The 14235-nt window shown below is 50.2% G+C and carries 12 protein-coding genes; 5 read left to right on the top strand and 7 right to left on the bottom strand.

The window, feature by feature from the left end:
• Positions 1-300: 300 nt before the first annotated feature.
• From floA to rpoN, 4 genes are all read right to left on the bottom strand, one after another.
• A complete protein-coding gene (gene floA, locus H7F15_RS00210; RefSeq protein ID WP_185194944.1) occupies positions 301-1287 on the bottom strand; it encodes a flotillin-like protein FloA in 987 nt (328 codons plus the stop codon).
• A 5-nt stretch (positions 1288-1292) separates the two neighbouring features.
• A complete protein-coding gene (locus tag H7F15_RS00205; protein WP_185194943.1) occupies positions 1293-1766 on the bottom strand; it encodes an NfeD family protein in 474 nt (157 codons plus the stop codon).
• A 185-nt stretch (positions 1767-1951) separates the two neighbouring features.
• Positions 1952-2572 carry a hypothetical protein gene (locus H7F15_RS00200; RefSeq protein ID WP_185194942.1) on the bottom strand — a complete coding sequence of 207 codons (621 nt, stop codon included), beginning with the start codon at positions 2570-2572 and terminating at the stop codon, positions 1952-1954.
• A 152-nt stretch (positions 2573-2724) separates the two neighbouring features.
• Entirely contained in the window at positions 2725-4179 is a 1455-nt protein-coding gene (rpoN, locus tag H7F15_RS00195) for an RNA polymerase factor sigma-54 (RefSeq protein ID WP_185194941.1), read from the bottom strand.
• Between the two features lie 270 nt (positions 4180-4449).
• Here rpoN and asnS point away from each other — a divergent pair, with 270 nt between their 5' ends.
• Together asnS and H7F15_RS00185 are read left to right on the top strand one after the other, a co-directional pair.
• Positions 4450-5889, top strand: coding sequence for an asparagine--tRNA ligase (asnS, locus tag H7F15_RS00190; protein WP_185194940.1), 1440 nt, complete (start codon positions 4450-4452; stop codon positions 5887-5889).
• A gap of 773 nt (positions 5890-6662) precedes the next feature.
• Positions 6663-8192, top strand: coding sequence for a hypothetical protein (locus H7F15_RS00185; protein ID WP_185194939.1), 1530 nt, complete (start codon positions 6663-6665; stop codon positions 8190-8192).
• A 78-nt stretch (positions 8193-8270) separates the two neighbouring features.
• Here the strand turns inward: H7F15_RS00185 and H7F15_RS00180 are convergent, their stop codons facing one another.
• The 3 genes from H7F15_RS00180 to H7F15_RS00170 form a co-directional block, all read right to left on the bottom strand.
• A complete protein-coding gene (locus H7F15_RS00180; RefSeq protein WP_185194938.1) occupies positions 8271-8786 on the bottom strand; it encodes a DUF4168 domain-containing protein in 516 nt (171 codons plus the stop codon).
• A 285-nt stretch (positions 8787-9071) separates the two neighbouring features.
• Positions 9072-9353: a hypothetical protein gene (locus tag H7F15_RS00175; protein ID WP_185194937.1), complete on the bottom strand. Its 282-nt coding sequence runs from the start codon at positions 9351-9353 to the stop codon at positions 9072-9074.
• Positions 9354-9358: 5 nt separating this feature from the next.
• A complete protein-coding gene (locus H7F15_RS00170) occupies positions 9359-10453 on the bottom strand; it encodes an amidohydrolase family protein (RefSeq protein WP_221626949.1) in 1095 nt (364 codons plus the stop codon).
• A gap of 258 nt (positions 10454-10711) precedes the next feature.
• On the opposite strand from H7F15_RS00170, the gene kynU reads away from it, so the two are divergent.
• The 3 genes from kynU to H7F15_RS00155 all read left to right on the top strand — a co-directional run bounded on the left by kynU (position 10712) and on the right by H7F15_RS00155 (position 14213).
• Positions 10712-11989 carry a kynureninase gene (gene kynU, locus H7F15_RS00165; RefSeq protein WP_185194936.1) on the top strand — a complete coding sequence of 426 codons (1278 nt, stop codon included), beginning with the start codon at positions 10712-10714 and terminating at the stop codon, positions 11987-11989.
• A gap of 137 nt (positions 11990-12126) precedes the next feature.
• Positions 12127-13596 carry a potassium/proton antiporter gene (locus H7F15_RS00160; RefSeq protein WP_185194935.1) on the top strand — a complete coding sequence of 490 codons (1470 nt, stop codon included), beginning with the start codon at positions 12127-12129 and terminating at the stop codon, positions 13594-13596.
• A gap of 26 nt (positions 13597-13622) precedes the next feature.
• Positions 13623-14213 (top strand): alpha-ketoglutarate-dependent dioxygenase AlkB, encoded by a 591-nt coding sequence (locus H7F15_RS00155; RefSeq protein WP_185194934.1) that lies wholly within the window; start codon positions 13623-13625, stop codon positions 14211-14213.
• Positions 14214-14235 lie beyond the last annotated feature (22 nt).

Genomic DNA, 14235 nt, shown 5'->3' with positions numbered 1-14235 from the left:
CTTTGAAGGGGGCAGGGGGATGACAAACGCTATCAATGAAACTACAGCTGTTCAAACTATAGCAACAGCAGAAATTCCCCTCTCGAGAGGGGTAGGGGTGTGTTTGCTAACTATAAAACTATAGCTGTTCAAACATAGCAACAGCCCGAATCCTGAAAATCCCTTAATCCTGCAAATCCTGATCTAGACAAATCTCCCTCTCCTGTTCTTAGGACAGGGCTGGGTGAGGTAACTTAGGTGCAAAAATAAAATCCGGAACATAACTGCTCCGGCTTTTACAAACTATGGTTTATCTATAAATTACTCTTTTGGCTTGTTAGCACCGCCCTGGTTCGGGTTGGCGATAGAGTTACGCATGTCGGTATCGGACTGGATGTTCTGCATTTTGTAGTAGTCCATAATGCCCAGGTTACCGCTACGGAAAGCAGCTGCTATTGCCTGCGGAATTTCTACTTCGGCCTGAATTACGTTGGCGCGGGCGGCCTGGGCGCGGGCTTTCATTTCCTGCTCTTCGGCTACGGCCATGGCACGGCGTTCTTCGGCGCGGGCTTCGGCAACTTTCAGGTCGGCGTTGGCCTGGTCAATCTGCAGTTTGGCACCAATGTTTTCTCCTACATCTACGTCGGCAATGTCAATTGAGAGGATCTCGTAAGCCGTACCGGCATCAAGACCTTTCTGCAGCACCAGTTTCGAGATCATATCCGGGTTTTCCAGTACGCCTTTATGCGACACCGAAGAACCGATAGAAGTTACGATACCTTCACCTACACGGGCAAGAATGGTTTCTTCGCCGGCACCACCTACCAGCTGCATAATGTTGGCACGCACGGTAACACGGGCCTTCGCAATCAGCTGGATACCGTCCTGCGCTACAGCTGCCACGTTTGGTGTGTTAATCACTTTCGGGTTTACGGATGTGGTAACGGCTTCGAAAACATCGCGGCCGGCCAGGTCGATGGCAGTGGCTTGTTTAAACGAAAGCGGAATGTTGGCTTTATCGGCTGAGATAAGCGCTTTGATAACATTAGGCACGTTACCGCCAGCCAGGTAATGGGTTTCGAGCTCAGAAGTAGTAACAGCTATACCGGCTTTGGTAGCATTGATCATGGAGTTCACGATCAGGCTTGGCGGAACCTTACGGATGCGCATAAATACCAGCTCCAGCAGGCCCACACGCACGTTGGAGAACTGCGCCGTGATCCAGAGGCTGATCGGAACAAAGTATAAAAAGATCATGAGCAGGATAAGGGCTCCTGCTATCAGAAAAATAACGGATAAGTTTTCCATTTGGCTTAGGTTACTGCTTCTACTATTATTTTATGTTGACTTAATTTGATAATGCGGACCGGGGTATTGGGGGAGATAAACTCGCCTTTGGTCTGTACTTCGTGGCGTTGGTCGTTAAACAGGGCAGTGCCCTGCGGACGAAGCGCTGATGTGGTAGTGCCGGTCTGGCCCACTTCCAGGTTGTGCTGGTATTCTTCGTTTACGCGGCTGTCTATGCTTTCTTTCAGGGCAAACCGGTTCCAGGCATCTCCCCGGAAACTATAAAAAAGCCCCACACCTGCTACCAGCACCGATAGCCCCAGTATAACATGCCCGACCGTAGTGCCCAGGGTAGCATACCCAAACCAGATACCGATAGCGGCCAGCGCAAACCCCAGAATGCCGATAAGCGTGGTGCCCGGTATAAAAACCAGTTCCACAATAATCAGGACCAGCCCGATCACAATCAGTAAAATAACGGTTACCCACTCCAGTAGCATAGTACAAAGCTTGTTAGGTAAATATAGTGCTTTTTAGATAGAACTGCGAATAACTGTCATTAATTCGCCTGTTGTTATGTACGGAACAGAAGAGGAGAAGGCATTTTGGGAACGAGAAATGTAACTATAGTTGCTACTATAGCAAACGCCCGAAGCTCGATGTGCAGGCTGGTTTAAGACTGCAACTATAGCGCAACTATACCGGCGGTAAGAGCCAGCAGCAAGCCTGAGCCAAAACCGGTGTATACTTCGGAAGGGGTATGGGCCTGCAGCGAAAGCCTGGCAGAGAGTACGGCTCCGGCCAGAACTATAGTCAGCGAAATGGGCAGCAGCATTGGTACATCGGGCACCAGCCGGCTCAGCAACATAAGCAAGCCCAGGGCACCGCCAATGCCTACGCTATGGGCGCTCACTTTCCAGAGCAGCGACAGTCCGTAGGTAAGTATAACCGATGCCGTAATGATGCCCATGATGAAATAGAAGATCTCGTCGAAAGCTGGTTCGCGGTAAAGCAGGTAGGTGGTAATGCCGTAGCACAGACTGGTAAACAGTAGCGGCAGGCGGCGTTGTTCGCGACGCTCCATTTCCATCGAGTCCAGCTGCCCGGCGCGTACCATGGCATAGGCACCCAGGCCCGGAATAATAAACGTGGTAAAAAAGATCATGCCCAGCACGATCCAGCGGCTTTGCATTGGCAGCGACAGAACCGGCGCGGGTAAATAGTAAAGTAAAAAAGCAAACAGATACGTTGGCAGCAGCAGCGGATGTAGAACTACAGAAAGGGCTTTCGCGAGCGAACGGTTCACGGGATTAATGAATAATTTATAATGATGAATGATTAATTTAAATGAATAATGATTTGTGAGTAATGATTAAATCGTCAACTAGCTACGTGGTAAAACACCTTTCCTGTTTTGTACTCCTCATTATTCATTCATCATTATAAATTATTCATTACCTATAGTTCTTTACGCAGGCGGGCTACGGGTATGTTTAGCTGCTCGCGGTATTTAGCCACGGTGCGGCGGGCAATATTGTAGCCTTTCTCGTTTAGTATCTGCTCTATCTTTTCATCCGAAAGTGGTTTACGCTTGCTTTCTCCGTCTATAATTTCTTTCAGGATATGCTTTACTTCGCGGCTGCTGGCATCTTCGCCGGAATCGGTGGCGATACCTTCTGAGAAGAAATACTTGAGCGGATAGATACCGAATTCTGTTTGTACGGCTTTGCTGTTGGCCACACGGCTCACGGTACTGATGTCCATGCCAATGTCTTCGGCAATGTCTTTCAGGATCATCGGGCGCAGCAAACTTTCGTCGCCTTCCAGAAAAAAATCGTGCTGGTATTTAATGATGGCTTCCATGGTGCGCAGCAGCGTGTTCTGGCGCTGGCGAATGGCGTCTATAAACCACTTGGCTGCATCCAGTTTCTGCTTCACAAACGCCACGGTCTCCTTCAGCTTCTTATCCTTTTTGTCCGACTTGTCATAGGCATCAAACATATCGGCATAAGAGCGACTGATACGCAGATCCGGGGCGTTGCGCGAGTTGAGCGACAGTTCCAGCTGGCCGTTGTTGTTTGTCAGGATAAAATCCGGGATGATGTACTGAATGCGTGTGGAGCTGCCGCCGGAGCCGCCCGGTTTCGGATTCAGCTTCGTGATCAGGTCAATGGCTTTCTTCAGTTCATCTTCACTTACGCCAAACTTGCTCTGTATTTTCTGGTAATGCTTTTTGGTAAATTCATCGAAGGCGTCTTCCAGAATGCGCTCAGCCAATATGGTGGTTTCGTCCTGGTCGCGGCGGTGTAGTTGCAGCAGTAAACACTCGGGCAGGTCGCGGGCCGCAATTCCGGCCGGGTCGAAAGTCTGGATCATGTGCAGCACTTCTTCGATCTCTTCTTCGCTGGCATCCACGTTCTGCGAAAAAGCCAGGTCATTGGAGATAGAACTCAGCTCACGACGAATGTAGCCATCGCTGTCGATGCTGCCGATAAGCTGCATGCCAATTATGTGCTGTTTATCGTTCAGGTCCAGGAAACCGAGTTGGTCGAGTAACTGATCGGTGAGCGTAGACATCATCGCGATCGGCATTTCACGGTCTTCTTCGTCATCGCCGCCGCGGTCGCCCTGCATTTTGTAGCCGCTTATTTCATCGTCGTGCAGGTAGTCATTCAGGTCGATGTCGTCTTTGCCGTAATCGTCATCGCTGTCGCCGTAATCGTCACTGTCAGTGTCGCCATACAGGTCTTCTGCGGGTTCGTCGTTGCCTTCTTCCAGGGCGGGGTTTATTTCCAGTTCTTCTTTTATGCGCATCTCCAACTCAGCCGTAGGTATCTGCAACAGCTTGATAAATTGTATCTGCTGCGGCGATAGCTTCTGCTGTAAAAGTTGTCTGAGGTCGAGGCGCTGCATGGTTTAAAAATCGGTTTCTGTTACGGTTACCCGTATTTCAAATTTAGAATAATTTTACTCGCAATATCAACAAAAGGTTGAAAATTCGTGGGTTTAGCACATTTTTTGTTAGTAACAGACATCCACGCCGTCCGGTTTATCGCTTTTTATAGTTTCTGCCTTACCTTTGCAGACTTTCAACTATAAACTATAGTTTGCAGGCCACTACATTTCCGGTCTTTCTTTATACCTTTATAGTTGGCTACCTTTAAATTTATAAACCAACGTTACATGCAACGCACAAAAGTTAAAGACCTGTTATCAGGCGCCGCAGCGGGCCAGGATGTTCTGCTAAAAGGCTGGGTGCGCACCAAGCGCGGAAATAAGTACGTGAACTTTATTGCCGTTAACGACGGCTCTACTATAAATAATATTCAGGTTGTAGCCGATGCCAATAATTTCAGCGAAGAGCAACTGAAGGATGTGACTACAGGCGCTGCCGTTTCTATTTCGGGTGAGCTGGTTGCATCGCAGGGCAAAGGCCAGGCGTTTGAAGTGCAGGCTAAAACCATAGAAGTACTGGGCAAAGCTGACCCTGAAGCTTACCCGCTACAAAAGAAGGCACACTCGCTGGAGTTTTTGCGTGAGATCGCACACCTGCGTTTCCGTACTAACACCTTTGGCGCTGTTTTCAGAGTGCGTAACACGCTGGCGTTCGCCGTGCACAAGTTCTTTAACGAAAAGGGCTTTGTTTACATGCACACACCTATCATCACGGCGTCGGATGCCGAAGGCGCCGGCGAAATGTTCCGCGTAACGACGCTGGACCCGGTTAACCCGCCGCGCACTGAGAACGGCGAAGTAAACTACGAAGAAGATTTCTTCGGCAAGGCTACGAACCTGACAGTATCCGGCCAGTTGGAAGGTGAGCTGGCTGCTATGGCGTTTAGTGATATCTATACCTTTGGCCCAACTTTCAGAGCCGAAAACTCGAACACCACACGCCACCTGGCAGAGTTCTGGATGATTGAGCCGGAAATGGCTTTCTACGATCTGAAAATGAACGCTGACCTGGCCGAAGAGTTTATCAAGTACATCATCCGTTACGCACTGGAGAACAACCGCGAAGATATCGAGTTTTTAGGCCAGCGTTTAGCTGAAGAAGACAAAGCCAAGCCACAGAACGAGCGCCAGGAAATGACCTTGCTCGAGAAGCTGGAGTTTGTAGTGAACAATGACTTTGAGCGCGTTACTTACACCGAGGCGATCGATATTCTGCTGAACTCGAACCATTACAAGAAGAAGAAATTCCAGTACGACGTGAAGTGGGGCATCGACCTGCAGAGTGAGCACGAGCGTTACCTGGTAGAGAAGCACTTCAAAAAGCCGGTTATCGTTACCGATTACCCGAAAGATATCAAAGCATTCTACATGCGCCTGAACGACGATGGCAAAACTGTAGCGGCTATGGATATCCTGGCTCCGGGCATCGGCGAGATTGTAGGTGGTTCGCAGCGCGAGGAGCGCATCGATATTTTAGTGGAGCGCATGAAAGGCGTAGGCATACACGAAGAAGACCTGTGGTGGTACCTGGATACCCGTCGTTTCGGTGGCTGTCCGCATGCTGGTTTCGGCCTTGGCTTCGAGCGTATGGTACAGTTTGTTACCGGCATGGGCAACATCCGCGATGTAATTCCTTTCCCAAGAACACCGCAAAACGCAGAGTTTTAAGCTGAAACTATAGTTTTAAAGAGAGCCCGATCATGTATGGTCGGGCTTTTTTTGTCTGAATCAGGATTTTAGGATTTAAGGATTTTCAGGATTTGGACTATTGCTATAGTTAGAACTATAGTTTCATAGTTGCTATTAGTCCAACCACCCCTGCCCCTCCTTATCCAAGGAGGGGAACTCTGACTTTGTTATAGTTCAAACTATAGTTTCATAGTTGCAGTGGTTCAAACCACCCCTGCCCCTCCTTAACCAAGGAGGGGAGCTCTTACTTCGCTATAATTCAATAGCTATAGTTTTATAGTTAACGATATTGAGCGGACAGGTCGCGACCTGTCCCTACGGAACTATAACCACGAGTAAAATAGATCTGCTTTGACTAAGAGCAAGTACAGCAACTATAGCTAAAGCAATTACTATCGAACTAATTTCAGTCTTTGGGTTGAGCGCCTTGGCAGGTTCCGGTGCCAATAGGCAGCGCGACGTTAGGAGCGCAGGAAGCTGGCACCGCGCGATGCCCGAAGACGGGGCCTCCCGGCCCGGGAGGGAGCCAAATAAACTATAGCACGATAGGCAAGTAGAGCTCCCAGGATTAGAAGCAACTATGAAATAAACGGCTTGTTTCCAGCAGTAGGCAAAGTCAACTATAGCACCAGACACTAGCAGGAGCTGCGCACGCTGTTAGGTCTTGATAAGACGTCAAAAAATATCCTAAAAAACCCACCAATCTGGCTGGAAATTTGCTTGTTACAACTTGTAATTCGTAACTTAAACCTATGCATAGATTCATCCTGACCTTAGTCCTGTTGCTGGGCGTTGCGCAACTGGCCAGTGCCCAGCGCGAGTTTGCAACACTGCAGCTGCCGCTCCGCCAGCCGGACGATCTGGTAACACTGGCCGATGATAACGGCAATGTGTGTTTATACTTCTTCCAGAACAACAAGCTGCACTTTACCCTTGTCTCACCGGCTGGTGATGTCATCGCGCAGCACGAAATTCCTTACCGCTGGCAACGCGACCCTCAGGTGCTGGGCACCCGCGTAACCGATACCGATTTTATTTTCTATAGCCGTTACGAGAATGGCCGCCGCGACTATGTGCGTCCGTTTGCCATCGACCGCAAGACCGGAGCTTTCCGGAGCCTGCAGGATGTAGAGTTGGAGAAAGAGCGCAATACCTATTTTGTGGGTGGTTTCGGCGACGATGACCATTTTTACATGCTGTATACCGACCGCAAAGACCGCCTGCATCTGTACCGCAGCAGCGACTCGCCGGAAGGACTGGCTAAAATGGACCTGCAGATCTTTGATCCGAAGTTGCCTGAAACCCGTACCCGCGATTCGCGCCTGATGGACCTGGTGTATGTGCACCCGGATATGGAGCGGACCGTTAGCAGCGGGTATCATCGTGGAAAAATTTACACCCGTGATGGCAACATTTACATGATCTTTGACGGCCAGCCACTGAAAGGCGCTAAAAAGGAAGCTACCACCGAAATACTGGCCCTGAACTGGGAAACCGGCGAAACCAGCTACCGCACCCTGCCATCTATAAAAGAGCGTAACAAACCGGTATTTAACTCTTTCCTTTTCCGCGATACACTGTTCAGGCTGCAACTGGAGGACGACAAACTGAACCTGACTGCCTATAACTTCAGTAACCTGGAGCCGGTTAAAACCTATACTTTTGAAGGCGATCAGGAAATTGCCATTAAGGCTACACCGGTGTATCAGCGGGGCGTGCGTGGCCTGTTTAAGTCGGATGTGGATACTGTAAAGCAGACTAACAATGTGATGCGGAAACTGGCAGATGGACTTCCGGCTATAACCGTTGATGCTTTTACCGACAGCACCCTACAGCTTACGATTGGTTCTTTCGATCCGCCGGCAGAGCGTGGCAGCTCGGATATGTCGCGGATGGTACGCACGCCGGATCAGTATTACCGTACTTCGCGTGGGCTGATGATGATACCAGGCAGATGGGTACCGGCCTACAACATACCAAGCTATTACCTGAACTCGCCATACTATAGCCGCTACTTTTACGACCCGCAGGGGCAGCGGAGCAGCCAGCCGAGCGGGCCGGGCGTGAGCACTTACTTCAGGGCGGTGCTGGACAACAATACCCTGGCAAAAGCCGGAGGCAGTAACAAAGAGCTGGTGCAGGACAAACTGGATAAGTTTGAGCAGGAACTGAAATCGGAGCCGGATTATAAAACGGTGTACCGCTACGGCAACAAGCTACACTACGGGTACTACGACCGCAAGTCCAAGACCTTTAAAATAATGGAGTTTGCCGCAGAATAATATCCACTTTGGAGAGTACGAAAAAGGCGCTGCCCGTTTGGATTCAGCGCCTTTTTTATGAACTATAGGTTAGCGTTTTTATTGCTGCTCCATCAGTTTCTGTACCTTGGCCTGCATGGCAGGGTCCTGTCGTAGTGCCAGCATGATCTGCTCGTATTTATCTACTGTGAGGCCATCTTTTACAATGGCAGCCTGCATGTTTTGTTCCATGGCTGGCTGCAGTTCCATCATGCGCTGCGCAGATCGGTTAAAGGCATCCAGCTCCTCGGGGGTGGCTTTCAGCTCATTCAGTTTCTGTTCCTGATGCGCTTTGGCCATCTGGCTGAATTTCTCTACGCTCAGTTTCTCTTCTGTCAGGATCGCCAGCATCGCTTTCTCACCGTCCTGCTGTATCACCATCAGGCGGTTGTTGGCATCTATAAACTGCTTCAGTTCGGCATCGGAAAAGGAAGAAGCAGGTGTTGTCTGCTCGGTTTTAGGTTGCTGCTTAGGCTGAGGCTTTTGCTGCGCAACGGCTGTACCTGCTATAGTAGTGGCTCCTACGGCAAGTATAGCTACAACAAGCCCTTTCAGTTTATTATGTAGGTTGTTCATAAAATTCAGGATTAAAATTTAAGAGATGAAAAACAGGGTTTCGACACTGGCAATTTCTGAAAGCCAGCACAAGGTATACTCTCCTTTTAACTGATTAGTTGTTGAACAGGGAAAGGGGAGGGGCACCTTTACTACAGGAAATGCGAAGGTGAACAGGTGCAGAAATGTCCAAACGCTACAATTGGCCTGCCTGATCGGGGAATTATAATACGTTCAGGCGATGGCCTGGCGTGCGCTATAGTTGTGCATAAACTTCTGGAGATGGCTGGATGGTTATCTGCCAAACTATAGCTTTACCATAAGGACTGCCATGGTAATAAACACAACTATAGCTAAGATATTCAGCCAGAAGATTCTTTTATATTTCCGCTTCTTCAGTGCATCGTCTTCCGTCATTATCACCAGCAAGAAGGCAGGGTAATCGTTGAGGTGGCTGATGCCAAAATCTATTGTTCTGCTTTTATAGCCCTTTTCATTCAGGATGCTCTTCATCCAGCCGCTCATGGCAAGTGCAAAAACAACTGCTGCTATCATAGGGATGAGCAGCAGGAATTTTACCTCGTGCATGGCCGTCAGGTAGTCAGCGATGAAACAGAACGGCCTTTCTGTTCTGCTACAAACTGTTCCTTTTTCAGGTTAAGCCACTCCAGGGCGGTACCGCTCAGCATGCGTTCTATAGTTGCCACATCGTAAGGCATGGATTCGATCAGTTTGCCCGGCTCTAACTCGCCCAGCGGGAAGGGATAGTCGGTACCTAAGGCAATTTTATCGGCGCCCACCAGGTTTACCAGGTATTCCAGCATCAGCGGGTCGTGCACCAGCGAGTCGAAGTAGAATTTGCCCAGATACTCGCGTGGGTTCACGTTGTTATCGATGGCACAAAGGTCGGGGCGTACTTCAAAACCATGCGCAATGCGGCCTATAGTTGACGGGAAGGAGCCACCGCCATGCGCAAACGCTACCCGCAGCTTTGGCAGGCGCTCAAATATGCCCCCGAATATCATGGAGCAGATAGCCACGGTTGTTTCGGCGGGCATGCCTACAAGCCACGGCATCCAGTACTTGCTGGTCCGGTCTTTGCCCAGCATATCCCAGGGGTGTACAAAAATGGCAGCTCCTAAATCCTGGGCGGCTTCAAATATCGGGAACAGCTTGGGCTCATCCAGGTTGCAGCCGTTTACGTTGGTACCTATCTGTACGCCTGCCATGCCCAGTTCTTTTACACAACGCTCCAGCTCTTTTATAGCCAGGTCGGTGTCCTGCATCGGTATCGTACCGAGGCCTACAAAGCGGTCGGGGTAATCGGCTACTACGCCGGCAATGTGATCGTTCAGCAGTTTGCTCAGGTCGTAGGTGTGGTCGGGCTTGGCCCAGTAATTAAACATAACCGGCACCGTGCTCAGTACCTGCACGCCTACCTTGTGCTGGCTGCACTCGTGCATGCGCACCCTGGGGTCCCAGCAGTTGTCCTGTATCTCCCTGAAAAACTTGTTGTCCATCATCATGCGGGCGCAGCAGGGCTTGTGGTGCTCCAGGCGTATAAACCCGCCATAGCCGTATCGCTCGCGCAGGTCGGGCCAGGTAGCCGGCAGGATGTGCGTGTGTATATCGATCTTCAGCAGACCAGAATCGGTGAGTACAGGTGTGGCGGGGGTTTGTTTGTGCATAGTTTTAAAGGGTGAGAATGCCGCATTTGCGAAGTACGGCACTGTCGGGCAATCCAACAATATACAAATTATATCCTTTACATACGAGCTGCCGGTGCAAAAGCTTATGTCATTTTTATAGTTGCCTGTTGGCCATAAACTATAAACTATAGCCGGCGTGCCAAACCCAGCTAAAGCACAAAAGCAAACCGGCACAAATTAGTATATTCGCAGACCTTAACTAACTATAGCCACCCAAGGCTGAAACTATAGCTATACATGAACTACCAGAATACCTTAGCCTTTGCGCAGGAACAAGACCAGAACGACCCGCTGCACCACTTCAGAGACAAATTTTACTTTCCGCAGGTAAACAAGCAGGATGCCATTTACTTTTGTGGCAACTCGCTGGGGCTGCAGCCAAAGTCGGCACAGATGTACATCGATAACGAAATGTATAAGTGGGCAAACCTGGCCGTGGAAGGACATTTTAAAGGCGAAGAACCCTGGTTTAACTACCACGAACTGTTAGCAGCCGGCGCTGCCCGCGTAGTGGGTGCCAGGGAAAGCGAAGTTGTGATCATGAACCAGCTGACCGTGAACCTGCACCTGATGCTGGTATCGTTCTACAGACCCGAAGGCAAGCGTTTTAAGATCATTACCGAAGCCGGCGCTTTCCCATCCGACCAGTATGCTTTAGAAACACAGACTAAATTCCATGGCTATAACCCCGACGAAGCTATAGTTGAACTGTACCCGCGCGAAGGCGAACATACGCTCCGCACCGAAGATGTTCTGCAGGGCATAAAAGATAATGCCGATGAACTGGCGCTGGTAATGATGGGGGGCATTAACTACTATACCGGCCAGGTATTCGACATGGAAGCCATTACCAAAGCAGGCCACGAAGCAGGTGCTATAGTTGGGTTCGACCTGGCGCATGCTGCCGGAAACATTCCTGTAAAACTGCACGACTGGGATGTAGACTTTGCGGTGTGGTGTACTTACAAATACCTGAACTCAGGCCCGGGTGGCACATCGGGTGTGTTTGTGCACGAGCGCCACGCCAATAACCCGGACCTGCCACGCTTTGCCGGCTGGTGGGGGCACGATGCCAGCGTACGTTTCCAGATGAAGAAAGGCTTTATACCAATGCAGGGAGCCGCAGGCTGGCAGCTAAGTAATGCCCAGATTCTACCGTTGGCTGTACACCGTGCCTCTTTGGAACTGTTTGACGAAGCCGGAATGGAAAACCTGCGCGCTAAAAGCGAAAAACTGACCGGTTACCTGGAGTACCTGATCAATGATGTGCATGTGGGCAAAGATGTGCTGGAAATGATCACCCCAACCGACCCGAAAGCACGCGGCTGCCAGATATCGCTGCTCGTTAAAAAGAATGCGCGCGAGCTGTTTAATAAGTTGATGGAGGCCGGAATTATAGTGGATTACCGCGAACCAAACGTGATACGCGTAGCGCCAACGCCGCTTTACAACAGCTTCGAGGAGGTTTATCGCTTCTCCGAAATTCTGCACAAGACGCTGGAAGGACACCAATAAGCTAAAAGCCAGCTATACCCTGTTGCAATAGCCTGTTTTGATAAAAAGCAGGCTATTTTTTTATTAAATCCTGATCAGGCTCAAAACTTTAGACGGTTTTTAAGTATAAATAGCATCTATTGTTACCAAACCAACGGATGAGCCTTTCGATCGAGAATGTTTTACTGGGTGCTTCGATACTCTTACTGGTAAGTATTTTGCTAAGTAAAAGCCTCGGCAGGTATGGCATTCCGGCACTCATTCTGTTTCTGGTGGTGGGTATGCTGGCTGGCTCCGAGGGCATTGGCAACATCCACTTCAACGATCCCCGTTCAGCACAATCGATAGGCACCATAGCCCTTACCATTATTCTTTTTTCTGGTGGCCTGGACACGCGCTGGGAAACAACCAAACCGATTCTCTGGCGGGGGGTAAGCTTATCTACCTTCGGGGTGTTTATCACGGCGCTGCTGTTAGGGCTGTTTGTCTGGCGCATCACTGATTTCACTTTTCTGGAGGCCATGCTGCTGGCTTCTATAGTTTCGTCTACCGATGCGGCAGCGGTATTCTCTATCCTCCGTTCCAAAAATATCGGCCTGAAGCACAACCTGCGCCCCACGCTGGAGCTGGAATCCGGAAGTAACGACCCGATGGCCTATTTCCTGACCGTGAGCTTTACTTACCTGGTGCTGAACGAAGGCAAAGCGAGCATGTGGGAGCTGGTGCCTATGTTTTTTCTACAGATGAGCATTGGTGCTGTAATGGGTATTGCCATGGGGCGCATCACGGTATGGGCCATTAACCGGATAACGCTGCAGCAGGAGGGACTTTACCCGGCGCTTTCGCTGGGCATGCTTATTTTTACCTATGCTTTTACTACTGTTATCAATGGCAACGGTTTTCTGGCAGTATACATTGCCGGGGTAATACTGGGCAACCGTAACTTTTTGCACAAAGGCAGCTTAACCAAGTTTTACGATGGACTGGCCTGGCTCATGCAGATCATGGTTTTCCTGACGCTGGGTTTGCTGGTATTTCCGTCGCAGATGGTGCCGGTGCTGGGTACGGGTGTGCTGATCTCGCTTTTTTTAATGGTCATTGCCCGCCCGATAAGTGTGTTTGTGAGCATGATTCCGTTCCGGAGTACCCTGCGCGACAAACTATACATTTCGTGGGTGGGGCTGCGCGGGGCCGTGCCCATTGTGTTTGCTACTTACCCCTTGCTGGCCGGTGTAGAGAAAGCCGATATGATGTTTAACATTGTGTTCTTTATTGTGCTGACCTCGGTGATGCTGCAGGGTACGACCTTAACTATAGTTGCCCGTTGGCTGGGCCTCTCGCGCCGCGACCGCTCCCTGAAACGCATACAACTGGCAGACGAAATGGGCCTGGATGTGAAAAACGCGCTGGTAGAAGTAGAGCTTACCCCGGAGAGCCTGGCAGCCGGCAAGTCGATAGTGGAGCTGCAATTCCCCAAAACATCGCTGATCGTGCTCATAAACCGGGGCGGCAAATACGTAACCCCCAACGGCGCCACCGTACTGGAGCCCAACGATAAGCTTTTGGTTATGATAGACAAAGACAGCGAGCTCGAAAAAGTAAACCAGGCGCTGGGTATCAGTGCCTGAGAACCATCACGTCAACCTATTCTGATATGCACCCGCTTCTTCAAAAACTTCCCTTGCCCGACGCCGATGTATGGTATGCGCCTGGTTTTTTCAGCCAGCCGGAAAGCGAACGATACTATAGCCAGCTACAGGAGCAGGTAGCCTGGAAGCAGGAGAAGATAAAAATGTTTGGCAAAGAGACCTTGCTGCCACGCCTCACTGCCTGGTACGGCGACAAAGCCTATAGTTACTCCGGCCTTAAAAACGAGCCACAGCCCTGGCTGCCTGTACTGTTGCAGCTAAAAGAACAAGTAGAACAAGCCACCAACTATAGCTACAACAGTGTGCTGCTGAACCTGTACCCGCACGGGCAAAGCGGCATGGGCTGGCACTCCGACGACGAACCTGAACTCGGGCCACAGCCAACTATAGCTTCGGTTAGCTTTGGAGCGCCACGCCGGTTTGGCTTTAAGCCCCGGCATAGCAAGGCACAACCGAACCTGTACTTCACGTTAGAAGACGGTAGCCTGTTGCTGATGCAGGGAGCAACCCAGCGAAACTGGCAGCACAGCATCACCAAAACAGCCCGCCCTACAGGTAGCCGCATCAACCTTACTTTTCGTAACATTTTAAGCTGAGCCACGGCAACAGCAATTAGCA

Source organism: Pontibacter sp. Tf4 (genome assembly GCF_014212495.1).
Lineage (GTDB): Bacteria > Bacteroidota > Bacteroidia > Cytophagales > Hymenobacteraceae > Pontibacter.
The sequence above is the reverse complement of the archived record's forward strand: the minus strand, read 5'-3'. Positions and strand labels throughout refer to the sequence as shown.